Here is a 25881-nt window from a genome sequence, read left to right as displayed (position 1 = left end):
TGATGAGCGACGCCGGCAAGAAAATTCTCCTGGTTGCTGCCTGCGCGCTGATCGATTCCGACGGGCGCATTCTTCTGGCGCAGCGGCCGGAAGGAAAATCGCTTGCCGGTCTTTGGGAATTTCCGGGTGGCAAGGTCGAGCCGGGCGAGACGCCGGAAGAGTGCCTGGTGCGGGAGCTTGAAGAGGAGCTCGGCATCAGGACGAAGGTCGCCTGCCTTGCGCCGCTGACATTTGCCAGCCACAGCTACGACACATTTCATCTGCTGATGCCGCTTTATGTCTGCCGCCGCTATGAAGGCATCCCGCAAAGCCGGGAAGGGCAGGCGCTGAAATGGGTCAAGCCCATGCAATTGCGTGATTATCCCATGCCGCCGGCCGATGAGCCGCTGATCCCGATGTTGCAGGATCTACTTTAGGGATTTCTCACTATTTGCTTTCACAGACGGTTTTTGTCTGTGGATATTAATCGATCGTTTAACACCTTCTGCCAAAGATCGGCCTCAATCAAGCAACTGGCGTGTGTGTATGAAGGCTTGACGCATGGTCGACGACGATTTCTGGAAAGCGGTTAGAGAAAAACAGCAGGGCTCGAATGCTTCACGCAGGACGGGCGCGCTTAATCTTGCCTTGCTCTTCGGCACCGCCGCCGTGGCGCTCACCCTCATCCTCACCCCGATGCTGGCCGACAAGTCGAAGTCGAGCGTTTTCGCAAGCGTTCCCTCCGACTTCGACAACATCACCACCGGCTCGATCCCCAAGACCGAGAACGGCAAGCGTTACACGATCCGCCGCAGCGTGCTCCAGGAAACTCCGGGCTCGGTTTGCGTCGTTCAGGGATACGGCTCGGGGGCCGGCTGCTGATGGAAGATCAAATGGCTGATGCGCCGCTTTCTGCGGGAAGGGTTGGGATGATGCGTTCTCTGAAAGCCTTGATCGCCGACATCCGCGGCGCAACTGCTATTGAGTATGGTCTTCTGGCCGCGCTCATTTCGGTCGGTCTGATCGCCGGCGCGGGTGCTTTCGGAAACGGTCTTTCGAACACTTTCCTGACTGTCAGCAACTCGGTTTCATCGCACCAATAGCGATTACTGCTTCAGCTTGTGTTCTTCGACGCGGAGAGCATCGGCGAGACGCGCCTTGGCCGATCCCGGCTGCAAAGGCTTCTGCTGACTCTCGTGCGGAGCCCATCCCGAGACATAGATAATCGAGAATGTCGCGCGGATCCGGCCATCAGGATCGGAATAGCGTTCGGCATAGATTTCGGCGGCACGCAGGAAGAAGGCGCGTGAGAGCGGCTTGCGGCTGCGGGCGGCGAGCGGGTTCGCCATTCCCATGGCGCGCAGGTCCTTCATCAGCGGAAAGATCGAGTCGTAACGGACAGTATAGCTCTCGGCATCGATGACCGGCAGCGAGAAGCCAGCGCGCTGCAGCAGGCTACCGACATCACGGACATCGGCAAAGGGAATGACGCGCGGGCTTGCGCCGCCGATCATTTCGGCTTCGGTGGCTAGCATCACGTCACGGAGTTCCTGTAGCGTGCCCGCGCCGGGGATAGCCGCAAGGAAAAGGCCATCGGGCTTCAAAGCGCGGCGGATCTGGATGAAGACGCCGGGCGTGTCGTTGGTCAGGTGCAGGCTGAGCGGCGCGATGATGAGATTAGCCGATTGCGGCTCGAGCGGGACGTCTTCGAGGGGGGCGACGAAGGCGACCTCTCCCTCGGCGCCGTAAGCTGCCTCTGCTTCGACGCGGTCTAATTGACCGATCTTGCCGAGAGCCAGCGCTGCCTTGGCAGCGGTGCCGGTCGCGCCATGCAGCTCGACGGCGCGATCGAACTGCCGCTCCACGACAGAGAGCCGTTCGGCAAGTTCGGTTGCGGCGATGTCGAGAAGGAAAGCGGCGTTGCGGTCGCCGTACTTCAGCGCCCGGTGACGGTGGGCAGTGATCGCGGCTCTATCGAAAATGATATCCATGGCGAAGTGCATAGTCCCGTCACCGGCAGGCGGCAAGACGGATTTTCCTTTTGGCCGGAAGCGGCTACTCTCGCGCGATGGGGGCAAGCGATTTCGGCAAAGCAGCACGGTTCGGCTGGGCGCATCTTGCGCGGCCCTTCCATGCGCTTGCCGATCTCGTCTATCCGCCGGCCTGCACTGCCTGCGGCATCATGACATCCGGGCACCGCGGGCTCTGCGCCGAATGCTGGGCGGGTGTGCGCTTTATCGAGAGGCCATACTGCGAGGTGCTGGGGTCGCCATTCTCTCACGATCTCGGAGGCGGTATCCTGAGTGCGCAGGCGATTGCCGACCCGCCACCCTTCGATCGTCTGCGCTCCGCCGTCATTCACGATGAGGCCGTCCGCAATCTGGTCCACGGGCTGAAATATCGCGACCGCGTCGATCTTGCGCAGATGATGGCGGGCTGGATGCTGCGGGCGAGCGATGGTGCCGTCGAAGCCTGCGATGCGATCATTCCCGTCCCGCTACACCGGTCGCGGATGGTGTCGCGTAAGTTCAACCAGGCGGCGGAGCTTGCGCGGCATCTGGGCCGCGTCTCGGGCAAGCCGTTGCTTCCCGCCACTTTGCTGCGCGTCAAGCGAACGGAACAGCAGGTGGGGTTAGGGGCGAGGGCGCGTGAGGAGAATGTTCGCGGAGCCTTCGCGATCGCGCGTGGGCGGGAAAACGATGTTTTCGGCAAACGGATCGTGCTTGTCGATGATGTCTACACGACCGGCGCGACAGTGGCTGCGGCAACGCGCGTCTTGCGCAAGGCAGGCGCCTCCGACATCACTGTTTTGACCTTTGCAAGGGCTCTGCAAGAACCTATATGACAAGGAGAAAACAGGCCCGTCTGGAGACCGGAATATGGTACCCGTCACGATCTATACACGGCAGTTCTGCGGCTATTGCGCCCGCGCCAAGTCCCTGCTCGAAGAGAAGGGTGTCGATTACGTCGAGCATGATGCGACGTTTTCGCCCGATCTGCGCCAGGAGATGATCGGCAAGTCGAACGGCCGCACGACCTTCCCGCAGATTTTCATCGGCAGTGAGCATGTCGGCGGTTGCGACGATCTCTTCGCGCTTGATCGCGCCGGCAAGCTCGATCCGATGCTGGCGGCCTGAGGGTAGCACCATGGTCTTCAAGGCAGCAGCCGTTCAGATGTGCTCGGGCGTCGATCCGGCGCGCAATGCCGTGTCGATGGCGCGGCTTGTCCGCGAGGCCGCCGCTCAGGGCGCGACCTATGTCCAGACGCCCGAAATGACCGGGATGCTGCAGCGTGACCGCGCGGCTGCCAAAGCGGTGTTGCGCGGTGAAGCCGACGATATCATCGTGCGGACCGCTTCGGAGCTTGCGGCCGAGCTCGGCATCCATATGCATGTCGGCTCGACGGCGATCGCGCTCGACGATGGCAAGATGGCCAATCGCGGCTTTCTGTTCGGCCCCGATGGCAAGGTGCTCAACCGCTACGACAAGATCCACATGTTCGATGTGGACCTAGACAACGGCGAGAGCTGGCGTGAAAGCACTGCCTACCGGCCGGGCTCGGAAGCCCGTGTCGTGTCGCTGCCATTTGCGGAGATGGGTTTCACCATCTGCTACGACGTCCGTTTCCCGGCGCTTTTCCGGGCGCAGGCGGTTGCCGGTGCCGAAGTGATGACGGTTCCTGCCGCTTTCACGAAGCAGACCGGCGAAGCGCATTGGGAAATCCTGCTGAGGGCCCGCGCCATCGAGAACGGCGTCTTCGTCATCGCTGCCGCGCAGGCCGGCGTGCATGAGGACGGGCGCGAGACCTTCGGTCATTCGATGATCATCGATCCCTGGGGCCGGGTTCTGACATCTGCCGGGGGCACCGGCGAGGCCGTTATTCTGGCGGAGATCGATCCGGCTGCCGTGAAAGCTGCGCATGACAAGATCCCGAACCTGAAGAACGGCCGGGAATTCTCGATCGAGAAGATACCGGGGGCGGTGAAGGGAGGCGTTGCCGCTTGATCCGCTATTCCCTCAGTTGCGAGAATGCCCACGAGTTCGAAGGCTGGTTTTCCGAGAGCGCCGATTTCGACAGGCAGGTAGCGTCCGGTTTCCTGACCTGCCCCGTCTGCCATTCGGGCTCGATCTCGAAGGTGCTCATGGCGCCGTCCGTCTCCACCGCACGCAAGAAGGACGAGATCAAGACCGTCGCCATGGACGCGATGCGCCGTGAAGCGTTTCAGAAGCTCAAGGATGCCGTTGCTCAGGTGAAGGCGAATTCCGAGGATGTCGGGACGCGATTTCCTGAGGAGGCGCGTAAGATCCACTACGGCGAAGCCGATGCGCGCGGCATTATCGGCCAGGCAACGGCCAACGAGGCCCAGGAGCTGATCGAGGAGGGCATCGAGATCGCTGCCCTGCCCGTCCTACCTGACGATGTGAACTGACATGCAGTCCGCGCGCCTCGCCTTTTACAATTTCGGGCTTCATGTGGCGCCGGCTGATAGTGAGGCGGTTCGCGGCTTCATGCTGCGCGAACCCGCAAATTTCGAAGCAGCGACGCGAGCGCAGGGCTTCCTGGGGCGTTCGGGTTATCCGGGCGTACCCGGTACGCGAAGCTGGGGCGTTCAGGTTTTTCCGAGATATATCGAAGGCAGCGGCTTCACCACCGCGCCGTCCTCATTGTCGCTCTGGGCCGATATCGAGTCCTTGATGGCCTTCAGCTATAACGGCGTGCATGCCGACGCGTTGAAGAATGCCCGGGCCTGGAATGCCCGGCAGAGCTGGCCGCCGCTGGTTTTGTGGTGGGTCTCGGCCACCCATCGGCCAGACTGGCAGGAGGGCGCCTCGCGGCTTGAATATCTCGACGATCACGGACCGAGCGCGCATGCGTTCAACTTCAAGCAGCCTTATGGTCCTGACGGCGAGGAAATCACCATCGACCGCGAACGGGTGAAGGAGGTTGCTGCCCAAAACGCCACGCGCCAGCAGGATCTCTTGGAACTCGTGAGTAAATTGAAGGTCTGATTGCTCAGGCCGGGCGCTTTGCTAGCAGCATGTAATTCACGTCCATGTCCTTCGACAGATTCCATTGGTTGGCCAGAGGATTGAAGAAGACGCCGGTGCGGTCGATGACTTCGAGGCCAGAGGCGGTCATCGGCGCTTCCAGTTCTTCGGGACGAACCAGCTTTTCATATTGATGCGTGCCGCGCGGCAGCCAGCGCAGGATGTTTTCGGCCGCGAAGATCGCGAGCGCGGCGGCCTTCATCGTGCGGTTGATGGTGGCGACGAACATCATGCCGCCGGGGCGGACCATCCTGGAGCAGGTCGACATGAAGAATTCGACGTCGGCGACGTGCTCAACGACTTCCATGTTCAGGACGATATCGAAGGTCTCGCCGGCTTCGGCGAGCTGTTCGGCCGTGACAGGACGGTAATCGACGGAAACGCCCGACGCCTTCGCATGGGTGGAGGCGATGCCGATATTCTTTTCGGAGGGGTCGGCGCCGACGACGGTGGCGCCCATCCGCGCAACCGGCTCGGACAGCAGGCCGCCGCCGCAGCCGATGTCGAGGACGCGCAGGCCTTCCAGCGGCTTCGGGCTTTTCGGGTCGAGCCCGAAATTCTCGGCTGCCTTGTCGCGGATATAGGTCAGCCGCACCGGGTTGAACTTGTGCAGCGGCTTGAACTTGCCGGTCGGGCTCCACCACTCAGCCGCCATCGCCGAGAAGCGGTCCACTTCGCTCTGGTCGATCGTGCTCTTTGCGGCTTCGCTCATTGGTCTGCTCCTTGCGTCAGTCATGAGTGAAGTCGGACGATCGGCGGCATAAGTCAAGGGGCGGGAAGCCGCGGGACAGAGAGCCGCGCCTCCAGGGCCGCAGCCATCGACAGCACGTTTTCATCCGCAAAGCGGCGGCCGACGATCTGCAGGCCGACGGGCAGGCCGTTCGATGCGAGGCCGACGGGAAGCGACAGGGCGGGAAGCTGCGGCAGCATGTTGAAGGGACAGGTCATGTCGAGACCGACGAAGCGACCATCCGGGCCGGTCGCGACATAATCGTCATCGCATTCGGTGACCAGCGGGGCGGTAACGGCGCAGGTCGGGCAGAGCAGTGCGTCGTAATTTTCAAAGAGGGCGGCCATGTCGCGCCACATGCGGGTGCGCAGCAGCTCGACGCGCTTGTAGGCGGTGGCGTTCATCGCCAGCCCGCGATCGATCATCGAGACGACGGCCGGATCCATCTTGTCGCGATAGGTCTCGATCGTCTCACCGAAGAAGCCGGACATGAAGACGCACCAGAGGTCGAACCATTCGTCATTGACGGCGCGTGTCCATTGCATAGGCACTTCATCAACCGTTGCCCCGGCGCGGCGCAGCTCTTCGGCCGCCTGGCGGACAAGCCGTTCGACTTCGGGTTGAACCTGATAATAGCCCAGATCGACCGACAGGGCGAAGCGCTTGCCTGCGAGGCTGCCGTTGCGCGCAACGTGCGAGACGAAGCCGACCGGCAGCGACGAGATGTCCTCGTCGCTCGGTCCGCAGGTCGCTTCCATGAAGGAGACGGCATCGCCGACGGTGCGGGCGAGCGGGCCGAAATGCGAGATGTTGTCGAAGACGCTCGGCAGGATGGTCATCGGGATGCGGCCGATGCTGGCCTTGAGGCCGACCGTGCCGCTCAAGGCCGCGGGTATGCGGACCGAGCCGCCCATATCCGTACCCTCGGCGAAGGGCACGACGCCGGTTGCGACTGCAACGGCAGAGCCGCCGGAAGAGCCACCGGAGGTGCGTTCCGGGTTCCAGGGGTTGCGGGTGATGCCCCAGCGCGGGCTGTGGGTGAAGCTGGCATAGGCGAATTCCGGGGTCGTCGTCTTGCCCATCAGGATGCCGCCGGCATCCTGGAGACGGCGGACGACGAGGGCGGTCTCGTCGGGGATCCGGTTCCCCTGGGTCCAGGAGCCGAGGGTCGTCAGGTCTCCCTTGGTGGGGGTCATGTCCTTGGCAGCGAAGGGGACGCCGTGAAGGGGGGCGGTCGCTTCGCCGCGCGCTGCGGCACGGTCCGCGGCCCGGGCGGTTTCCAGCGCCTGTTCCTCGCGGATCACCGTGAAGGGGTTGAGGGTCGCATTGACGGCCCTGGCGCGGCGGATGGATTCGGTAACGACTGATTCCGACGAGAAACGCCCTTCGCGAATGCCGCGTGCGATCTCCGTCGCCGGGAGGTCGAGCGGGTGGGAGGCGGATTGTTCGGCCGCGTTCTTGGTCATGTCTGCGTGTTCCATCGGGGTCATTGCATTTCGCTTTGAAAGAGTGCTTGCTGTGCCGGAAGCCGTCTACGGCTTTTCATTGCCAGGACAATTCATGAATTCCGTTTCGAGACCAACTTCCCAGATGCCGTCCTTCGACGTCTGGAATGCTGCTCTCGCGCAGGCTGCGAACGCCATCGGCTCGCGGGCCTTTCCGGATGCGCTTGCCGCAGCGCTCAGGCTGCTGGCGCCGTTCCAGATGATGAACGGCTTCATTTATTCGCCCGATGGCCATGCCTTCGATCTCTATAACGAGAAGATCGTTGCCGAGCGGTCGCTGATCGTCGACCGGTATCTGGCGGGCGCCTTCGTGCTCGATCCCTTCTATGACGCGATCCGTGCCGATGGCGGCGCGCGGATGATCGTGATGCGCGAGATCGCGCCCGACGATTTTGCGCAGACCGAATATTACCGCCTGCACTACGCGACGACCGAGATCATCGACGAGATCGGTTTCGTTCTGGCGCTCGAGACCGGCTATATCGCCGTGCTGTCCCTGTCGCGCACCGGCAATGCGGCGCTGTTTTCCGAAGAGGACCTGCAACGGCTGCGTTCGGCCGCATTGCTCGTCTGCGCGCTTGGAAGCCGTCATTGGTTCCATGTGTCCGGCCTGTCGCTGGAGATCAAGAATGCCGCTCCAGCGGCACGGATCGAACATCCGCTGCTGACCAAGCGTGAACTCGAGATCGTGACGCTGATCCTCAAGGGACATTCCAACCTCTCGCTTGCCGCCGTTCTCGAGCTTTCGCCCAACACCGTGAAGGTGCATCGCCGGCAGATCTACTCGAAACTCAACATTTCCAGCCAGGCCGAGCTCTTCCGCCTGTTCCTGGCATAGCCCGGCCGTTTCCGGCCGGGCCGCTTTTCGAAGCTTATTCTGCGAAGTCCATTTCGGGAGGTGCGGACTGGAAGAAGCGGGTCAGATAGGCGAGATAGCCGATACCGATGACCAGCCAGATGAGGCCGAGAACCTTGGCATGCTCGTCGAGATTCCAGAGCAGGAAGAGATCGCAGACCGCGGCGAGCGCCGGGATGACGAGACCGATCAGCGCGCCGAGCGGCTTCACCTGCTGGTCGCCTTTCACATAGAGCGCGATGACCGAGATGTTGACCGCGGTGAAGGCGAGGAATGCGCCGAAGTTGATGAAGGAGGTCGAGGTCGTCACGTCCATGGTCAGCGCCAGCAGGCCGACGATACCGACGAGCACGAGGTTGATCACAGGCGTATGCCACTTCGGATGCAGGCTGCCGAAGATCGACGATGGCAGAACGCTGTCACGGCCCATGGCGAAGAGCAGGCGGCCGACGCTCGCCTGGGCGGCGAGACCCGAGGTGAACTGCGCGACGACGAGCGTTGCGAGGAAGATGGTGACGAAGAGGTCGCCGCCGATCGTCTTGGCGATTTCGCTGGCAGCGGCATCGACCGAGACGAAGTCCATGCCGGGATGGGCAAGCTGGGTGACGTAAGCAGCGACGACGAAGATCAGGCCGCCGGCAAGCGCGGTGATCAGGATGGCGCGGGGCATGGTGCGCTTGGCATCCTTGGTTTCCTCGGTCAGCGTCGAGACGGCGTCGAAGCCGAGGAACGAGTAGGCGGCGATTGCCGCACCGGCGATCGATGCCGAGAAGGGCACATCAGCCTTGAAGAATGGCGTTGCCGAGACGAGGCCGCCCGGGCCGCTGGCAGCCATGACATAGCGGGCCGCGAGGAAGACGAAGGCGATCAGGACGGCGAGCTGCACCAGCATCAGGATGAAATTGACGCGGTTTGCGAAGGCGATGCCGACGACGTTGACCAGCGTGGTCAGCAGGATGAAGCCGATGATCCAGACATAGGCCGGGATGGCCGGGAAGGCGGAGGTCAGGTAGGCCGCGCCGATCAGCCAGATGACCATCGGCAGGAAGAAATAGTCGAGCAGGACTGCCCAGCCGACGAGGAAGCCGATGCTCGGGCTCAGCGAGCGGCGGGCATAGGTGTAGGCGGAACCGGCGACCGGATAGACGCGGGCCATGACGCCGTAGCTGATGGCGGTGAGCAGGATCGCGGCAGCCGCCACGAGATAGGCCATGGCCGTCGTGCCCTGGCTTGCGGCGGCAAGTGCGCCGAACGTGCCGAAGACGATCATCGGCGTCATATAGGCGAGACCAAAAAGCACAACGGACCAGAGGCCCAATGTGCGGTCGAGTTTTACTGTGTCATTCATGTTCCGCCTCCGCGAAGAGTTGTTGATTGATCTTCCCGGGAGCTGCGCAGGGCAATTCGTTTAGCTGTTCCGCGCAGGTCACCGCCCGCATTTTTTATTTATGAAGAAAAGATGAACGAGCGGGCGGAGATCGAACATAACCCCAAGGTGTTATGGGGAGCGGCTGCCGGAGACGTCAACAGCCGCCCGGAAAAGCCTCTGCTGCCGATCGCGGAAAACTTTGCTAAACCGTACCGTCAAACGCCAATTGGCGACCTTGCCACCCCCATGCAAAGCCGCTAAGAGACGCCGCAACTTGAGCCCTTGGGCGCCAAGGCTTTAGAAGCGTTCCAGAACTCCCAATTCGAGCGCTCCGGCCTATGGTCCGACCGGCTCCTGATGCCGGGTCTGGCAATCGTCTCTCCCGGTGGTTTGTCAATGGCGCATGATCGGCCGGAGAAATCCGCTCGCGGCCCCCGGCGCTGGCTGTGGTAGAGGCTTATGGCACGCATCGTTATGAAATTCGGCGGAACTTCCGTCGCCGATCTGGACCGCATCAAGAACGTTGCCCGCCATGTGAAACGCGAAGTGGACGCGGGCCACGAAGTCGCGGTCGTGGTTTCGGCGATGTCGGGCAAGACCAACGAGCTCGTCGGCTGGGTGCAGAACATGCCGAAGGTCGTCGGCGCCAACTCCCCGTTTTACGATGCGCGTGAATATGATGCCGTCGTTGCCTCGGGCGAACAGGTCACGGCCGGTCTGCTGGCGATCGCGCTGCAGGCGATGGATATCAATGCCCGCTCCTGGCAGGGCTGGCAGATCGCCATCCGCACGGACAACGCCCATGGCGCCGCCCGCATCCAGGAAATCGACGGTGCCGATATCGTCAAGCGCATGGGCGAAGGCCAGGTTGCCGTCATCGCTGGCTTCCAGGGCATCGGCCCGGACAATCGCATCGCGACGCTCGGCCGCGGTGGTTCCGATACGTCGGCCGTTGCCGTTGCCGCGGCGCTGAAGGCTGATCGCTGCGACATCTATACCGATGTCGACGGCGTCTACACGACCGACCCGCGCATCGTGCCGCAGGCGCGCCGTCTGAAGAAGATCGCCTTCGAAGAAATGCTCGAAATGGCATCGCTCGGTGCCAAGGTTCTGCAGGTTCGCTCGGTGGAACTTGCGATGGTGCACAAGGTTCGTACCTTCGTGCGCTCCTCTTTCGAAGATCCCGATGCTCCGGGCATGGGTGACTTCTTGAATCCACCCGGAACGCTGATTTGTGACGAGGATGAAATCGTGGAACAGGAAGTAGTCACCGGCATCGCCTATGCCAAGGATGAGGCTCAGATCTCGCTTCGCCGTCTTGCCGACCGGCCGGGTGTTTCCGCCGCGATCTTCGGACCGCTGGCCGAGAACCACATCAATGTCGACATGATCGTCCAGAACATCTCTGAAGACGGATCGAAGACCGACATGACGTTCACGGTTCCGTCGGGCGATGTCGACAAGGCGATCAAGGTCCTGTCCGACAACAAGCCGGCGATCGGCTACGATGTCGTGCAGCACGAATCGGGCCTGGTGAAAGTATCGGTTATCGGCATCGGTATGCGTTCGCACGCTGGCGTTGCAGCTACGGCCTTCCGCGCGCTCGCGGAAAAGGGTATCAACATCAAGGCGATCACCACGTCGGAAATCAAGATTTCGATCCTGATCGACGGCCCGTATGCGGAACTCGCTGTCAGAACTTTGCATTCCTGCTACGGTCTCGATAAGAATTGATTCCCAGCGGGCGGGCCGCCCCTTCGACATGAAGAGATGCGGCCGGTTTGCTGGCCGCATTAGGCATTTGTTTCGGGGAGCTTGAGACGCAATGAGAGACCTGTCCGGCGGTCCGCGCGTACTGCTCAAGCGGTTGCGCGAGTTGATGGCGGAGCCGCTGGAGCCGCAGGAGCGACTCGACCGGATCGTACGCCAGATTGCCAGCAATATGGTGGCGGAGGTCTGCTCGGTCTACGTGCTGCGTGCCGACGGCGTTCTTGAGCTTTACGCAACCGAAGGTCTGAACAAGGAAGCCGTCCACCTTTCGCAATTGAAGATGGGACAGGGTCTCGTCGGTACGATTGCCGCTTCCGCGCAGCCGCTCAATCTTTCCGATGCGCAATCGCATCCGGCCTTCCGCTATCTGCCGGAAACCGGCGAAGAGATCTATCACTCCTTCCTCGGCGTGCCGATCCTGCGCACGGGCCGTTCGCTCGGCGTTCTCGTCGTCCAGAACAAGGCGAGCCGCAACTATCGCGACGAAGAGCTCGAAGCGCTCGAGACGACGGCGATGGTGCTCGCCGAGATGATCGCCACCGGCGAACTCAAGAAGATCACCAAGCCCGGCCTGGAACTCGATCTGACGCGTTCCGTCACCATCGACGGCGACACCTATAATGAAGGCATCGGCCTCGGCTACGTCGTGCTGCACGAGCCCCGCATCGTCGTTACCAACCTGCTGAACGAGGATTCCGAAAAGGAAATCCGCCGCCTCGCCGAAGCCATGGGTTCGCTGCGGCTGTCGATCGACGACATGCTGTCGCGCCGTGACGTGTCGATGGAAGGCGAGCATCGCGAGGTTCTCGAGACCTACCGCATGTTCGCCCACGACCAGGGCTGGGTGCGCAAGCTGGAAGAGGCGATCCGCAACGGCCTGACGGCGGAAGCCGCGGTCGAGAAGGTGCAGTCGGACACCAAGGCGCGAATGATGCGCCTCACCGACCCGTATCTGCGCGAGCGGATGCATGATTTCGAAGACCTGGCAAACCGCCTGCTGCGGCAGCTGACAGGCTATACCGGCCGCACCACCGCTGATGGCTTCCCGAACGATGCGATCATCTTTGCGCGCGCCATGGGCGCTGCCGAGCTGCTCGACTATCCGCGTGCTAATGTTCGCGGTCTCGTGCTTGAGGAAGGCGCGGTCACCAGCCACGTCGTCATCGTCGCGCGTGCCATGGGCATTCCGGTTATTGGTCAGGTTGCCGGTGTCGTGGCGCTTGCCGAAAATGGTGATGCGGCGATCGTCGATGGCGACGAGGCGCATGTCCATCTGCGGCCGATGCAGGATTTGCAGCGCTCCTACGAGGAGAAAGTCCGCTTCCGCGCCCGCCGCCAGGAGCAGTTCCGCGCGCTGCGCGCCGTCGAGCCGCTCACCAAGGATGGCAAGCGCATTGCGCTGCAGATGAATGCCGGCCTGCTGGTCGACCTGCCGCAGCTCGCCGAATCCGGCGCTGAGGGCATTGGTCTATTCCGCACCGAGCTGCAGTTCATGATCGCCTCGACCATGCCGAAGGCCGAGGAACAGGAAGCCTTTTACCGCAACGTGCTGAAGCAGGCGGCGGGACGCCCCGTGACCTTCCGCACGCTCGATATCGGCGGCGACAAGGTCGTTCCCTATTTCCGCGGGCACGAGGAAGAAAATCCGGCGCTCGGATGGCGGGCGATCCGCCTGTCGCTCGACCGGCCGGGCCTGTTGCGAACGCAGTTGCGTGCCATGCTGAAGGCCGCTGCCGGTACCGAGCTGAAGATCATGGTGCCGATGGTGACCGAGGTCTCGGAACTGAAGGCGGTTCGCGAGCTCCTGCAGAAGGAAGTGCAGCACCTCTCGCGCTTCGGCCACGGCCTGCCGCGCAAGCTGCAGTTCGGCGCCATGCTCGAGGTTCCGGCGCTGCTCTGGCAGCTGGACGAGTTGATGGAAGCGGCCGATTTCGTTTCGGTCGGTTCCAACGATCTTTTCCAGTTCGCGATGGCTGTCGACCGCGGCAATGCGCGGGTGTCCGACCGTTTCGATACGCTGGGCCGTCCGTTCCTGCGCATCCTGCGCGATATCACGCGCGCCGGTGAGCGCAACAATACGACCGTGACGCTCTGCGGCGAGCTCGCCGGCAAGCCGATCTCGGCAATGGCTTTGATGGGGATCGGGTTCCGCTCGGTATCGATGTCGCCGGCCTCTATCGGTCCGGTGAAGGCGATGCTGCTCGGGCTCGACGTGACGGCGCTCGCCAAGGTCATGGACGAGGCGCTCGACGATACGCATGGTACGGAATCGATGCGCGACATTCTTGTCCGCTTCGCCAGCAGCCACAATATTCCCCTTTAGACAACGATAAGAAGAATTGGAGTGAAGGGTGGCGAAGCTTCCCCTTGAAAAAATGCGCGAGCTGGAACGCCGCTTCGGCGAGATCGAAGCGCGCATGTCCGCCGGTCCCGCCGCCGACGTCTATGTGAAGCTCGCCTCCGAATATTCCGAACTGCAGCCCGTGGTCGGCAAGATCCGCGCCTATCAGAAGGCCGTGGCCGAGTTTGCCGATCTGGAAGCGATGCTGGAAGACAAGTCCGTCGATCGCGAGATGCGCGATCTCGCCGAGCTTGAATATCCCGACGTCAAGGAGCGCATCGAGGGGCTGGAGCAGGAAATCCAGATCCTGCTCTTGCCGAAGGATGCGGCGGACGAGAAGAGCGCCATCCTGGAAATCCGCGCCGGAACGGGTGGATCCGAAGCAGCGCTTTTTGCCGGCGATCTGTTCCGGATGTACGAGCGCTTTGCGGCCGCGAATAACTGGAAGGTTGAGGTTCTCTCATCGAGCGACGGCGAAGCTGGCGGTTTCAAGGAAATCATCGCGACGATCACCGGCCGCGGCGTGTTCGCCAAGCTGAAGTTCGAGTCCGGTGTACACCGCGTGCAGCGCGTACCGGAGACGGAAGCGGGCGGGCGCATTCATACGTCTGCGGCAACGGTTGCCGTTCTGCCGGAAGCCGAAGAGATCGATATCGAGATCCGGCCGGAAGATATCCGCATCGATACGATGCGCTCGTCGGGTGCCGGCGGCCAGCACGTCAACACGACCGACTCCGCGGTGCGCATCACGCACCTGCCGACCGGCATCGTCGTCACCAGCTCCGAAAAATCGCAGCACCAGAACCGCGCGAAGGCGATGCAAGTGCTGCGTTCGCGACTTTACGATGCAGAGCGCCAGCGGGCCGACAGCGAGCGGTCGGCCGACCGCAAGAGCCAGGTCGGGTCCGGCGACCGCTCGGAGCGCATACGCACCTATAATTTCCCGCAGGGCCGCGTCACCGATCACCGTATCAACCTGACGCTCTATAAGCTCGACCGGATGATGGTCGGCGAAATCGACGAAGTGGTCGATGCGCTGCTGGCCGACTATCAGGCAAGCCAGCTCGCCAGCCTCGGCGAACAGCAATGACCGCAAGCGGGCGAACGGTCTCGGCGATCCTTTCCGGCGCCCGCAGCCGCTTCACGGAAGCCGGGATTGCCGATCCGGCCACCGATGCCCGCCTGCTGATCTCGGGTCTACTCGGCCTGTCGTCGACGGAGATGCTGACGCGGGCCAATGATGTTCCCGATGCCGAGAAGATCGGCGTGATCGAGGCGGCGATCGAACGCCGCCTGCAGCACGAGCCGGTTCATCGCATTCTTGGCGAGCGTGAATTCTACGGTCTGCCGCTGTCGCTTTCCGCCGAAACGCTGGAGCCGCGGCCGGATACGGAAATTCTCGTCGATACGATGCTTCCGTATTTAAGGACCCTTGCAAGTGAGGGCGGTGATCTCCATATCCTGGATATCGGAACGGGAACGGGCGCCATATGTCTGGCGCTGCTGAGTGAGCTTCCACAAGCCAAAGGGACCGGTAGCGACATATCGGCCGACGCGCTTCAAACGGCTGCGGCCAATGCGAAGCGGAACGGGTTTGAGGAGCGGTTCCGGGCAATACAATCCAGCTGGTTTGACAATATCGATGGACGCTTTCACGCGATCGTCTCAAATCCGCCCTATATTGCCTCCAAGGTCATTCACGATCTCGCTCCCGAAGTGAAGAAATTTGATCCCGCGGCAGCTTTGGATGGCGGCCCGGATGGACTTGACGCCTACAGGGCGATCGCCAAGGATGCGGCAAGGTTCTTGCGGCAGAATGGCATTATCGGACTGGAGATCGGCTTCGATCAATGTGATGACGTCTCGGATGTCTTCGAGAAAGAAGGCTTCAAACGTCTGGAGTCCGTAAAGGACTACGGCCAGAATGACCGGGTGCTCGTGTTCGCACTCAATGTTTGAGCGACAAATTGCAGCATTGGACAGGACGATATTGCTATTGCGAAGAAAAGGCTTGGATTTCCCAGGGAAGCAAGATAGGTTGCGCTCACGCGTTGGGCACTCAGGAATGAACGAAGATTCGTTCGGTACTTGGTCGGCCTCGGGGGTCCACTCTTTTAAACGAGAGTTTCAAAGGTTGAACACGACCCAATGCGTGAATCAGTCAATATGACTTGAGGAACAAGCGGCAGGTCGGCGCGAAGGCGCATCATGCTTGCGGCACGAAGGCCCTGAGCCGGTTTTTCCCGGCCTTGGCGATCGGTGCCTTAACTCCACACGAACAGAGAATTCAGGTGAACGATCTATGAGGCCAGGACAGCAGAACAAGCGCGGTCGAGGGCGTGGCAATAACAACAATGGCGGCGGCGGCGGAAATAACAATAACAACAATTTCAACCGCAAGGGCGGCAACCCGCTGACTCGGACCTACGACAGCTCTGGTCCTGACGTTAAGATCCGCGGTACCGCACAGCATATTGCCGAAAAGTACGCCCAGCTTGCCCGTGATGCTCAGAGCTCCGGCGATCGCGTCATTGCCGAGAATTATCTGCAGCACGCGGAGCACTATAACCGCATTATCGCAAGCGCTCAGGCGCAGATGCAGGAACGCTTCCAGCGTGACGATCGCGGCGACTATCAAGACCAGGGCGCCGAGCGCGATGGCGAGGATATGGACAATGGCGACAACGATGACGTTGTCGTGGTTCAGCCGCCGCGCGAACAGCAGCAGCGTCAGCCTCGCGAACAGCGCGCCGAGCGTGAGCAGCGCGTCGAAGCAGAAGCTCCCGCCGCTTCCGAAGAAGCCATCGACGGCACCGGCCCTCAGCCGGAGATCGACGGCATTCCGGCCGAAGTTTCGATGGAAGAAGAAGGTGGCCAGACGCGCCAGCCGCGCCGCCGCAATGCCGGCAGCCGCCCGCGCCGTCCGCGTCGCGCAGCCGGTGAGGGCGAAGGCGAAGCCGCTTCCGAGGCTCCGGTTCTGGCAGACGCTGCTTCCGAGTAAGCTTAGCCGAACACAGATATGCGAAAGGCCGCCTTTTGGGCGGCCTTTTTGTTTTGCGGGATTGCCTGGTCTCAGAAGGCGATGGACGCGTTGACGAAGAAGGTTCGCGGCTGGCCGACGAACTTGCCGCCGTTGTTGTCGGTCGAGCGGGTGAAATATTCCTTGTCGAACAGGTTCTTGACGCCGAAGGCGAACTTCGGGGCGTTCTTCTTGTCCTGCGGTTCGTAGGCGACGCGCAAGTTGACCGTGGCATAGCCCGGGATGTCGCCGAGGCGACCTGTCGGATCCTCGTCGGTCACGTAGGTTGCGCCATCGGCGGCGTTGCCCGGCGAATGCTGCTTCGATTGCGCGAAGATATCGGCATTGATCGCCCAGTCGTTATACTGATAACGGGCTCCGACCGAGCCGAAATGCCGGGAATAGAAGGGCAGATCGCGGCCTTCGAAGGCACCGGCCTCGTAGGTTGCCTCGGTATAGGTGTAGGTCGCCGACAGCGACAGGCCGTCGAGTGCGGGCGACAGATCGCTCAGGTCATAGCGGCCGGCGGCTTCAACACCGCGATGGCGGGTGGCGCCGAGATCGGTCCAGATGCCTTCGCCGACGATGGTGCGGCCGAGATAGAGTTCCTTGTCGAAATCGATGTTGAAGAGCGTGAGTTCGCCGCTCCAATTGTCGCCCTCGTAATGCGTGCCGATTTCGTAAGTGGTTGCCTTCTCCGGGTGCAGGCCATCGGTCGTTGAAGCCAGCTGGCTGTATTGCTGCGGGCCGAATGAGACGCCGACATTGGCGAAGACGCTCCAGGAATCATTGATCTGATAGGCTGCGGACAGGGTCGGCAGGGCCTCATGGGCATCGATCGACGGCGAGGAGGTGCTCGTGACAACGCCGCCGGTCAGGTTGGCGATATCGTTATGGGTGCTTATGATTTCGTAGCGGACGCCGGGCGTGATCGTCCAATCGCCGATCTCGATCTTGTCGTCGATGTAGAAGGCATGCGCCGTCGTCCCGCCGTCGCTGGTCTGATAGGTGTTCATCGCCAGCGAATTGGGATCGATGCCGGCCGCGCGATTGTAGAAAGCGGTTCTCGCAGCGACTTCGGAGCTCTCCTCCCAGAGATAGCGATAGCCGATCGTAACTTCCTGGGTGATGCCGCCGAGCTCGATAAGGCGGGAATAGCGGGGCTCGATGCCGAAATAGCTGTATTCGCGCGGCGCCGAAGTCAGGCGATAGAGGCCGGCGCTGGCGCCGGTGCCCTGCTGCTCGACATGGCTGCCGCGGAACGAGTCGACATAGTAGGTCAGCAGTTCGAGATTGTTTTCGCCGTCGTCATGCTGGTAGCGCAGCGAGATGTCGTCGCGGCGGCCGCTGAAATCGTCGTAGCGGCGGGTCGATTGGAACGGATCCTCGGCATATTCGGCCGCCGTCAGGCCGCCCGGCATTTTGCCTTCGCCTTCGTAGTGGTGGTACTGGGCGCTGATCTTGTCGGTATCGGTCAGCTCGTAGCTGCCCTTCAGGATGATGTCGTCGATATCGGTGCGGTCGTTGTTTTCGCGGTAGCCCTCGCCGTGGATGCCGGAATAGAGGATTGCGGCGCCGAAGCCGTCGTCGTTGGTGCCGCCGATCAGGAAGTTGGGCGTTGCCTTGACGTTGCCGGTGCCGCTCGCGATGTCGGCGCCCGAAGAAAAGCGCGCGGTGAATTCGTCCGGGATGGGATGGGTCACGAAATTGATGATGCCGCCGACATTCTGCGGGCCGTAGCGCACCGAGCCCGCGCCGCGCACGACATCGATCGTCTCGACATTGCCAAGCGTCAACGGGAAGAGCGACAGCTGCGGCTGGCCATAAGGCGCGTAGGAAAGCGGGATGCCGTCCATCAACACGGTCGAGCGCGGGGAGAGGCGGGAGGTGAGGCCGCGAACGCCGAGATTGAGCGACACATCGCTGCCGCCTGTGCCATTGCTCTCCTGAACCTGGACGCCGGGGACGAGGTTCAGGGCATCGCGCACGTCAGTGGCGCCGCGCTCTTCCATCTGCTTGCGATCGACGATGGTTCTGGCGCCGGGGTGTTTCAGAACCTTCTCCTCGTTCGGCTCGTCCAGCCAGTTTCCGGTGATCTTGATGGCTTCGAGCGTGGTGGTATCGCCGGAATTTGCGGCATCCTGAGCAAGCGTCGAGGTCGCGGAAGCGAGCAGCGCGAAGGTGGCTGCGAGATATCGTCTGTTAAGCATGGGGGTCCTGCGGGTAGGTAAGATCAGGCAATGAGCCATCATCCGGAAAAGAAGTGCGGCTTCTTCCGTTGTCTGGCGGCATCAGGTTTTGGTGATGGAAGCGCCGGCTGCGGCGCGGGGATCAACTCGAGTTGGGAGGTCGCGGCATGACGGCAAAAGCCGTCCGGCCGGAGCGGTCTCCTCGATCATCCAAGAGATGCGTCATGCGGTCTATCCCCAACGCCGGAAATCCATAGCCGGACACCGGTGTTGGGCTCACTACAATATTGTAGTGAGCGTTTCAATAAATATAACTCAAATAGTCATGTTTATTTTGATGGCCGCTTGAGGCCGATCATTTCGGGCTGAGGGCCTTGCTCCGCAGGCCGGCAAGGCGTCGTTTCGTGGCGACTGCGCGGGGCTGGTTCTTCACCGCTACGCCATAGGCGAGCAGGTCGCCGATAACGATCGCGCCAAGGCTCCAGCTTGCCAGTTTCGATGGCGAGCCGACGCAGGTGAGCAGCGCATCCACCTTGTTGCGATAGAGCTCGCCGAGCTGCACGCCGCAGACGAGGACGAGCTTGCAACCGAGTTCGGCCACCTGGCTCGTGACCAGCGAGAATTCCGCGGTTTCGCGGACGGCGTTGAAGAGAATGACGGCATCGTCCTTGCGGAGATCGAGAAGCTCGTTGGCGAGCGTGAAACCGGAAGCGCCGGAACAGCGGGTTCGCAGACCCGTCCGGCTGAGCGCGATCGAGCAGTGCCTGGCCTCGACCTCGGCCGTTCCCATGCCGAGGCACCAGACGGTGTCGGCACTTTCCAGCAGCGAAACTGCGGCGGCGAAGGCTTCCTCGTCGAGCTGCTCCTCGGTCGAGCTCAACACCTCGCGGGCGGTGGCAAACATCTGATGCGCGACTTTCGGCAGGTCGCTGCCAGTGCCGCGGAAGCGCTGCTCCAGCCGGTCGCTGGTCGGGATGGTGCGCGCCATCGTGCGGCTGCAGATACGCTTCAGCTCCGGCAGGCCGCTGAAGCCGAGGCGACGGGCGGTACGGATGACGGTTGCGTCGCTGGTTCCCGCGTCGGCGGCGATCTCTTCGGCACTCTTGAAGATCAGGACATCGATCGGCAGGCCGACGAGATACTCGGCGACCGCAAGCTCCGAGCGGCTGAGCTCGGTCCTGTGCTGGTCGAAATGCTGCTTGAGTACCGACGAGGCCCGGTCGCTTGTTTCCATCTTCTCCAACCCGCATGTGATCACAAATGCGCGAATAGCCGAATTTGCCGTTGATAGATACGGAAATTCACCAACTTACGCATGCATGCTCTGGTGAGGTTCGCCGTACTGATAGTGCTGAGCTTGCACTCGCAGACGGCAATTCATACGTTATATCAAGTATGATGCGCCGCTCCCCAAGACGCGTATCGTGCGCCTCTTTTCCAGAACCGTCAGGGTCAAGAGATGAATACCGATCAGATTTTACGGTCGATCGTGGCCGTCCGTTCCTCCATTCCGGAGGATGCTTTTACCGCTTCAACACTCGGCACCGTCCGGGAAGGAAGCGGCGTGGTCATTCGCGAAAACGGCCTTGTGCTGACCATCGGCTACCTGATTACCGAGGCCGAAGAAGTCTGGCTCACCCGGCAGGATGGCCATGTGGTTGCCGGTCATGCGCTCGCCTATGACCAGGAGACCGGTTTCGGCCTCGTCCAGGCTCTCGGCGCGCTCGATGTTCCAGCCCTTCCGCTCGGCAACTCGGCTGATGCGCAGGTCGGCGATCCCGTTATCGTTGCCGATGGCATCGGCCAGTTCGTCCGCGCCAATATCGTCGCCAAGCAGGAATTCGCCGGTTATTGGGAATATCTGCTCGACGAAGCGATCTTCACCGTGCCCGCACACCCCTCTTGGGGCGGGGCGGCGATGGTCGATGCCGAAGGCAAGCTGCTTGGCATCGGGTCGCTGCGGCTGCAAATGGCCAAGGATGGCGAGGTCGCCGATATCAACATGATCGTCCCGATCGACCTGTTGCGGCCGATCCTCGACGATCTCCTCAATCGCGGCCAGATCAACAAGCCCGCCCGGCCGTGGCTGGGCGCCTTCTCGGCAGAAAGCAACGGCGAGGTGATCGTCATGAGCGTCGCGCCTGATGGTCCGGCCGCAAAAGCCGGCCTGCGCCAGGGCGACGTGATTTCCGAGATCCGCGACGGCGAGGTCGAAGGGCTTGCGGACTTCTACCGCAAGGTCTGGGAGAGTGGCTCTGCCGGCGCCGAAATCCCGATGCGGGTGCTGCGGGACGGGCGCGAGGCATGGCTTCGCATCAAGTCTGCAGACCGCAACAGCTTCCTCAAGAAGCCGCAGCTTCAATAGGCAAAACGGGCGCTGCAAAGGCGGCGCCCGCGCCGGCGCCAAACTGCCGCTTTTCGCAGCAATCCCCCTTTAAACTCTCCCGATATCCCACCATATTCGGTTCGATTGCTTCGCCGAAATCCCAAAGCGGTGAAGCCGGGCTTGCCTTTTCAGGGAGCTCAATCTCAATCATCGGTCTGTGCCTCTTGCAGGGCAGGGCGATCCATGGAGGTACAGTATGAATATCGAGAAATATTCCGAGCGCGTACGCGGTTTCGTCCAGTCCGCTCAGACTTACGCCCTGGCCCAAGGCCATCAGCAATTCACGCCCGAGCATGTGCTGAAAGTGCTGCTTGACGACGATCAGGGCATGGCTGCCTCGCTGATCGAGCGTGCCGGCGGCGACGCCAAGGCCGCCAGGCTGGCCAATGACGCCGCGCTTGCGAAGCTTCCCAAGATTTCCGGCGGCAACGGCAACATCTATCTCGCTGCACCGCTTGCGAAGGTCTTTTCGACGGCCGAGGAAGCCGCCAAGAAGGCCGGCGACAGCTTCGTGACCGTCGAGCGCCTGCTGCAGGCACTGGCGATCGAATCTTCGGCATCGACGGCGATCACGCTGAAAAATGCCGGCGTTTCGGCCCAGAGCCTCAACCAGGTGATCAACGAGATCCGCAAGGGCCGCACGGCCGATTCCGCCAACGCGGAGCAAGGCTTCGACTCCCTGAAGAAATACGCGCGCGATCTCACGGCTGAGGCGCGTGAGGGCAAGCTCGACCCGGTGATCGGCCGCGACGACGAAATTCGCCGCACGATCCAGGTCCTGTCGCGCCGCACCAAGAACAATCCGGTCCTGATCGGTGAGCCCGGCGTCGGCAAGACGGCGATCGTCGAAGGCTTGGCGCTGCGCATCGTCAATGGCGACGTGCCCGAAAGCCTCAAGGACAAGAAGCTGATGGCGCTCGACATGGGCGCGCTGATTGCCGGTGCGAAGTTCCGTGGTGAATTCGAGGAGCGCCTGAAGGCGGTGCTGAACGAAGTTCAGTCCGAGAATGGCGAGATCATCCTGTTCATCGACGAGATGCACACGCTTGTCGGTGCCGGCAAGGCCGATGGCGCCATGGATGCGTCGAACCTCCTGAAACCCGCGCTTGCCCGTGGCGAGCTTCACTGCGTCGGCGCGACCACGCTCGACGAATACCGCAAGCATGTCGAGAAGGATCCGGCTCTTGCCCGCCGCTTCCAGCCCGTCGTCGTCGATGAGCCGACGGTCGAGGATACGATCTCGATCCTGCGTGGTCTGAAGGAAAAATACGAGCAGCATCACAAGGTCCGCATCTCGGATTCGTCCCTGGTTGCGGCTGCGACCCTGTCGAACCGCTACATCACCGACCGATTCCTGCCCGACAAGGCCATCGACCTGATGGACGAGGCGGCAGCCCGCCTGCGCATGCAGGTCGATTCCAAGCCGGAAGAACTCGACGAACTCGATCGCCGCATCATGCAGCTGAAGATCGAGCGCGAAGCGCTGAAGAAGGAAACCGACGTTGCCTCGGCAGACCGGCTGAAGCGGCTCGAGACCGAAGTGACCGACCTGGAAGAGCAGGCCGATGCGCTGACCGCGCGCTGGCAGGCTGAAAAGCAGAAGCTCGGCCTTGCCGCCGACCTGAAGAAGCAGCTCGACGACGCCCGCAACGAACTGGCGATTGCCCAGCGCAAGGGTGAATTCCAGCGCGCCGGCGAATTGACCTATGGGGTCATTCCCGAGCTCGAAAAGCAGCTTGCCGATGCCGAAAAGCAGGATGGCGATCGCGGTGCGATGGTGCAGGAGGTCGTCACGCCCGACAATATCGCCCATGTCGTCTCGCGCTGGACCGGCATTCCCGTCGACAAGATGCTCGAAGGCGAACGCGACAAGCTGCTCAGGATGGAAGATGAGCTGGCGAAATCGGTCATCGGTCAGGGTGATGCGGTTCAGGCCGTATCGCGCGCTGTCCGCCGCGCCCGCGCCGGCTTGCAGGATCCGAACCGGCCGATCGGCTCGTTCATCTTCCTCGGCCCGACCGGCGTCGGCAAGACGGAGCTGACCAAGGCGCTCGCCCGCTTCCTCTTCGACGACGAGACGGCGATGGTTCGCATGGACATGTCCGAATACATGGAGAAGCACTCCGTGGCTCGGCTGATCGGCGCGCCTCCCGGCTATGTCGGCTATGATGAAGGTGGTGCGCTGACGGAAGCCGTCCGCCGCCGGCCCTATCAGGTCGTGCTGTTCGATGAGATCGAGAAGGCGCATCCCGATGTCTTCAACATCTTGCTGCAGGTTCTCGACGACGGACGCCTGACCGATGGTCAGGGCCGCACCGTCGATTTCCGCAACACGATGATCATCATGACGTCGAATCTCGGTGCTGACTATCTGACCCAGCTCTCCGAGGGCGAAGACAGCGAAAACGTTCGTGAACAGGTGATGGATGTCGTCAAGGCGCATTTCCGTCCGGAGTTCCTGAACCGTGTCGACGAAATCATCCTGTTCCACCGCCTGAAGCGGGAGGAAATGGGCGCGATCGTTGATATCCAGCTGAAGCGGCTGGTGGCACTGCTGTCCGAGCGCAAGATCGTCATCGATCTCGACGAGGATGCCCGCAACTGGTTGGCCAACAAGGGCTATGATCCTGTCTACGGCGCACGTCCGCTGAAGCGGGTGATCCAGAAATACGTTCAGGATCCGCTGGCCGAACAGATCCTGTCGGGCGAAGTGCCGGATGGTTCGCTGGTCAAGGTGACGAACGGCTCCGACCGGTTGCTGTTCCGCACCCGGCAGAATGTCAGCGAAGCGGCATAACCGCCGGATCAGGACAGAATGGATTAATGCCGTCCAGCTGCAAAGCCGGGGCGGCATTTTTCATTGCCCGCTGGCAATGACGATTCCAGAAGGTTCAAGCGGTTTCGCCGGCTGCCGGAAGGCTGCGAAGGCTTGCCGCTTCCATCAGGGAGCGGGCAATGGCGTTGCGCAGCAGAAATGCGTTGGATTTGGTTCTCTTCTTGTCGAGGGCCTGTGCCGCGTCCATCAGAAGAAATCCTTCTTTCGAAAGGATTTCATGCGCCTTGCACAAAGCCCACTTTTCGAATGCATCGCTCGATTCCATGTCGCCCGCCAAATCATTTAGCTAAACCGATGCCGAATCTCTTTCGAATATTCTACTTCAAATAGATTCTACTTGAATCGAAATTTTCCAGAGATGAATTCTACTCGTATCAGGGAGCATTGCCGCCGCCTGGAGTAGTAAAGGCTACTTGCTGGCAACCTGATCGACAGGCTGGTTGTTCAGCAGCGTGTCGATGCGCTTGCGCTCGTCCTGGAATTTGGCGAGCGCGTCGCCATCCAGCGATTTGCCGCCCGGCAGGCGGATGCGCAGCGGATCGACCTTGGTGCCGTTGACGATCATTTCGTAATGCAGGTGCGGACCGGTTGATTCACCTGTGGTGCCGACCCAGCCGATCACCTGGCCCTGGCGGACCTTGGCGCCGGGAACGACACCCTTGGCGATGGCGCTCTGGTGATTGTAGGAGGATTCATAGCCATTGGCATGGCGCACGATCGTCTGGTTGCCGTAGCCGCCGGAATCCCAGCCAGCCTTCTCGACGACGCCGTTGCCGGTCGCGATGATCGGCGTGCCGCGCGGGGCAGCCCAGTCGACGCCGGTATGCATGCGGGCAAAGCCGAGGATCGGGTGACGGCGCATGCCGAAGCCGGATTTGAATATGCCGTTCGGAACCGGGTTGCGCAGCAGGAACTGGCGGATGCTCTTGCCGTCCTGGTCGAAGTAATCGACGCTGCCGTCATCGGCCTGGAAGCGGTAGAAACGGATCGCCGTGTCGCCGAAGCGGGCGTTGACATAGAGCAGTTCGGAATCGTCGGTGGCCTTGCCGGTCGCGTCGGCGACAGAGAAGAAGGCTTCGAGGAAGTCCGTGGATTTCAGCTGCGCCTGGAAGTCGACATTGGCGGCCAGCAGCTTGATGATCAGTGCCGTCATGTCCTTGGTCATGCCGTAGGACAGCGCGGCGCGATAGATGCCGTCATAGACGCGCGGCAGGTTCTGTCCGGAGGGGACAGAGAGGGAGTCGTCGCTAAAGGCGGTGGCGACGGCATCCAGCATCGGCGGTTCGCTGGCAACGACGAAGCGGCCCTTGTCATCGAGCGCGATCGTCACGAGATGCCGCGTGCCGCGATAGACGCTGGCACGGATCAGCTTTGCCTGTTCGCCCTTCTGGATGATGCCGATGCGCAGCACGTCGCCCTTCGACAGATCCTCGCTGCCGAGCGGCTGCGACAGATAACCGGAAAGCATCTTCGCTTGCGGGTCGGGATAGCCGGCATCGGTCAGCGCCTTGGCGATCGGCACGTTCTGGCGGGCGGGAATGATGTCGTCGGCAAATTCTTCGGTCTGCGGGGTGATCGATTCCGGCGCCGAGACCGTCATGTTCTGTTCGAGGACACGGGCCGAAAGGCCGGCGGTCAGATCGACGTCGTTGTCTTCGTTGGAGAAGCGCTGTGGATCGACATAATAGAGGGCGGCGACCTGCGAGGCGCCGTCGGTGAGGACCGAGCCGTTGGAGCGGACGTTTTCCTCGATCTCGTCGAGCGACATGCCGGGCGCGACCTTCAGGTCGCTCTTGCCGGTCGGGAAGGGGACGGATTTCAGCGCTACTTCGGATTCGACATCAGAGCCATA

The 25881-nt window shown here is 61.8% G+C and carries 26 protein-coding genes (1 of these 26 cut by a window edge); 17 read left to right on the top strand and 9 right to left on the bottom strand.

What is annotated here, in order from left to right:
* Positions 1-2: 2 nt before the first annotated feature.
* The 3 genes from mutT (at position 3) to ABIE40_RS17365 (ending at position 1082) form a co-directional block, all read left to right on the top strand.
* The gene (gene mutT / locus ABIE40_RS17375; protein ID WP_199628062.1) at positions 3-416 is read left to right on the top strand and encodes an 8-oxo-dGTP diphosphatase MutT; all 414 of its coding nucleotides are present in this window, start codon (positions 3-5) and stop codon (positions 414-416) included.
* A gap of 124 nt (positions 417-540) precedes the next feature.
* Positions 541-861: a hypothetical protein gene (locus ABIE40_RS17370; protein WP_112720246.1), complete on the top strand. Its 321-nt coding sequence runs from the start codon at positions 541-543 to the stop codon at positions 859-861.
* Between the two features lie 11 nt (positions 862-872).
* Positions 873-1082, top strand: coding sequence for a Flp family type IVb pilin (locus tag ABIE40_RS17365; protein WP_354541046.1), 210 nt, complete (start codon positions 873-875; stop codon positions 1080-1082).
* Between the two features lie 3 nt (positions 1083-1085).
* Here ABIE40_RS17365 and ABIE40_RS17360 read toward each other — a convergent pair whose 3' ends face one another.
* On the bottom strand, positions 1086-1970 hold the full coding sequence (locus ABIE40_RS17360; RefSeq protein ID WP_199627804.1) for a methyltransferase domain-containing protein: 885 nt from the start codon (positions 1968-1970) through the stop codon (positions 1086-1088).
* 77 nt (positions 1971-2047) lie between these two features.
* On the opposite strand from ABIE40_RS17360, the gene ABIE40_RS17355 reads away from it, so the two are divergent.
* From ABIE40_RS17355 to ABIE40_RS17335, 5 genes are read left to right on the top strand one after another with little or no spacing between them, the layout of a single operon-like run.
* On the top strand, positions 2048-2824 hold the full coding sequence (locus tag ABIE40_RS17355) for a ComF family protein (RefSeq protein WP_199627803.1): 777 nt from the start codon (positions 2048-2050) through the stop codon (positions 2822-2824).
* Between the two features lie 34 nt (positions 2825-2858).
* Positions 2859-3116, top strand: a complete 258-nt coding sequence (gene grxC / locus ABIE40_RS17350; RefSeq protein WP_112720248.1) for a glutaredoxin 3 — start codon at positions 2859-2861, stop codon at positions 3114-3116.
* Positions 3117-3126: 10 nt separating this feature from the next.
* Positions 3127-3984, top strand: a complete 858-nt coding sequence (locus ABIE40_RS17345; protein ID WP_199627802.1) for a carbon-nitrogen hydrolase family protein — start codon at positions 3127-3129, stop codon at positions 3982-3984.
* Positions 3981-4409: a DUF1178 family protein gene (locus tag ABIE40_RS17340; RefSeq protein WP_130284187.1), complete on the top strand. Its 429-nt coding sequence runs from the start codon at positions 3981-3983 to the stop codon at positions 4407-4409. The genes ABIE40_RS17345 and ABIE40_RS17340 overlap by 4 nt, the downstream gene beginning before the upstream one ends.
* 1 nt (position 4410) lies before the next feature.
* Positions 4411-4989 carry a DUF3291 domain-containing protein gene (locus ABIE40_RS17335; RefSeq protein WP_199627801.1) on the top strand — a complete coding sequence of 193 codons (579 nt, stop codon included), beginning with the start codon at positions 4411-4413 and terminating at the stop codon, positions 4987-4989.
* Between the two features lie 4 nt (positions 4990-4993).
* Here the strand turns inward: ABIE40_RS17335 and ubiG are convergent, their stop codons facing one another.
* Positions 4994-5740 (bottom strand): bifunctional 2-polyprenyl-6-hydroxyphenol methylase/3-demethylubiquinol 3-O-methyltransferase UbiG, encoded by a 747-nt coding sequence (gene ubiG / locus ABIE40_RS17330; RefSeq protein ID WP_199627800.1) that lies wholly within the window; start codon positions 5738-5740, stop codon positions 4994-4996.
* Between the two features lie 53 nt (positions 5741-5793).
* The gene (locus ABIE40_RS17325; protein ID WP_199627799.1) at positions 5794-7224 is read right to left on the bottom strand and encodes an amidase; all 1431 of its coding nucleotides are present in this window, start codon (positions 7222-7224) and stop codon (positions 5794-5796) included.
* A 94-nt stretch (positions 7225-7318) separates the two neighbouring features.
* Here ABIE40_RS17325 and ABIE40_RS17320 point away from each other — a divergent pair, with 94 nt between their 5' ends.
* Entirely contained in the window at positions 7319-8101 is a 783-nt protein-coding gene (locus tag ABIE40_RS17320; RefSeq protein ID WP_199627798.1) for a helix-turn-helix transcriptional regulator, read from the top strand.
* Between the two features lie 34 nt (positions 8102-8135).
* Here ABIE40_RS17320 and ABIE40_RS17315 read toward each other — a convergent pair whose 3' ends face one another.
* Positions 8136-9467, bottom strand: a complete 1332-nt coding sequence (locus tag ABIE40_RS17315) for an APC family permease (RefSeq protein WP_199627797.1) — start codon at positions 9465-9467, stop codon at positions 8136-8138.
* 111 nt (positions 9468-9578) lie between these two features.
* On the opposite strand from ABIE40_RS17315, the gene ABIE40_RS17310 reads away from it, so the two are divergent.
* From ABIE40_RS17310 to ABIE40_RS17285, 6 genes are all read left to right on the top strand, one after another.
* Positions 9579-9749, top strand: a complete 171-nt coding sequence (locus ABIE40_RS17310) for a hypothetical protein (protein ID WP_199627796.1) — start codon at positions 9579-9581, stop codon at positions 9747-9749.
* Between the two features lie 198 nt (positions 9750-9947).
* Positions 9948-11222: an aspartate kinase gene (locus tag ABIE40_RS17305; RefSeq protein WP_112386085.1), complete on the top strand. Its 1275-nt coding sequence runs from the start codon at positions 9948-9950 to the stop codon at positions 11220-11222.
* A 91-nt stretch (positions 11223-11313) separates the two neighbouring features.
* Positions 11314-13581, top strand: a complete 2268-nt coding sequence (gene ptsP, locus ABIE40_RS17300; RefSeq protein WP_112720256.1) for a phosphoenolpyruvate--protein phosphotransferase — start codon at positions 11314-11316, stop codon at positions 13579-13581.
* A 28-nt stretch (positions 13582-13609) separates the two neighbouring features.
* Positions 13610-14689, top strand: a complete 1080-nt coding sequence (prfA, locus tag ABIE40_RS17295) for a peptide chain release factor 1 (protein WP_199627795.1) — start codon at positions 13610-13612, stop codon at positions 14687-14689.
* Complete coding sequence (prmC, locus tag ABIE40_RS17290) at positions 14686-15558, top strand: peptide chain release factor N(5)-glutamine methyltransferase (RefSeq protein ID WP_199627794.1); 873 nt, start codon at positions 14686-14688, stop codon at positions 15556-15558. The genes prfA and prmC overlap by 4 nt, the downstream gene beginning before the upstream one ends.
* 343 nt (positions 15559-15901) lie before the next feature.
* Positions 15902-16600 carry a DUF4167 domain-containing protein gene (locus ABIE40_RS17285; protein WP_199627793.1) on the top strand — a complete coding sequence of 233 codons (699 nt, stop codon included), beginning with the start codon at positions 15902-15904 and terminating at the stop codon, positions 16598-16600.
* A 71-nt stretch (positions 16601-16671) separates the two neighbouring features.
* Here the strand turns inward: ABIE40_RS17285 and ABIE40_RS17280 are convergent, their stop codons facing one another.
* The gene (locus ABIE40_RS17280) at positions 16672-18828 is read right to left on the bottom strand and encodes a TonB-dependent receptor family protein (protein ID WP_199627792.1); all 2157 of its coding nucleotides are present in this window, start codon (positions 18826-18828) and stop codon (positions 16672-16674) included.
* Positions 18829-19162: 334 nt separating this feature from the next.
* Positions 19163-20041 carry a MurR/RpiR family transcriptional regulator gene (locus ABIE40_RS17275; protein WP_199627791.1) on the bottom strand — a complete coding sequence of 293 codons (879 nt, stop codon included), beginning with the start codon at positions 20039-20041 and terminating at the stop codon, positions 19163-19165.
* A gap of 225 nt (positions 20042-20266) precedes the next feature.
* Between ABIE40_RS17275 and ABIE40_RS17270 the strand changes: the two genes are divergently transcribed.
* Positions 20267-21172, top strand: a complete 906-nt coding sequence (locus tag ABIE40_RS17270; protein ID WP_130284166.1) for a S1C family serine protease — start codon at positions 20267-20269, stop codon at positions 21170-21172.
* Here the strand turns inward: ABIE40_RS17270 and ABIE40_RS17265 are convergent.
* Complete coding sequence (locus ABIE40_RS17265; RefSeq protein ID WP_199627790.1) at positions 21150-21344, bottom strand: hypothetical protein; 195 nt, start codon at positions 21342-21344, stop codon at positions 21150-21152. The two genes, ABIE40_RS17270 and ABIE40_RS17265, sit on opposite strands and share 23 nt — an antisense overlap.
* Positions 21345-21389: 45 nt before the next feature.
* Between ABIE40_RS17265 and clpB the strand changes: the two genes are divergently transcribed.
* The gene (gene clpB / locus ABIE40_RS17260) at positions 21390-23990 is read left to right on the top strand and encodes an ATP-dependent chaperone ClpB (protein WP_112720263.1); all 2601 of its coding nucleotides are present in this window, start codon (positions 21390-21392) and stop codon (positions 23988-23990) included.
* 94 nt (positions 23991-24084) lie between these two features.
* On the opposite strand, the gene ABIE40_RS17255 is transcribed toward clpB, so the two are convergent.
* Positions 24085-24216 carry a hypothetical protein gene (locus ABIE40_RS17255; RefSeq protein ID WP_354541045.1) on the bottom strand — a complete coding sequence of 44 codons (132 nt, stop codon included), beginning with the start codon at positions 24214-24216 and terminating at the stop codon, positions 24085-24087.
* Between the two features lie 222 nt (positions 24217-24438).
* Positions 24439-25881, bottom strand: the 3' portion of a protein-coding gene (locus ABIE40_RS17250; RefSeq protein WP_199627789.1) for a M23 family metallopeptidase. The gene runs 495 nt beyond the window's last position; only the last 1443 of its 1938 coding nucleotides appear in the window; its start codon lies off the right edge, out of view; the stop codon is at positions 24439-24441.

It is taken from the genome of Rhizobium sp. OAE497 (genome assembly GCF_040546565.1).
Classification (GTDB): Bacteria; Pseudomonadota; Alphaproteobacteria; order Rhizobiales; family Rhizobiaceae; genus Rhizobium.
Note: the sequence above shows the minus strand (reverse complement) of the source record. Positions and strands in the feature narration are given on the sequence as shown.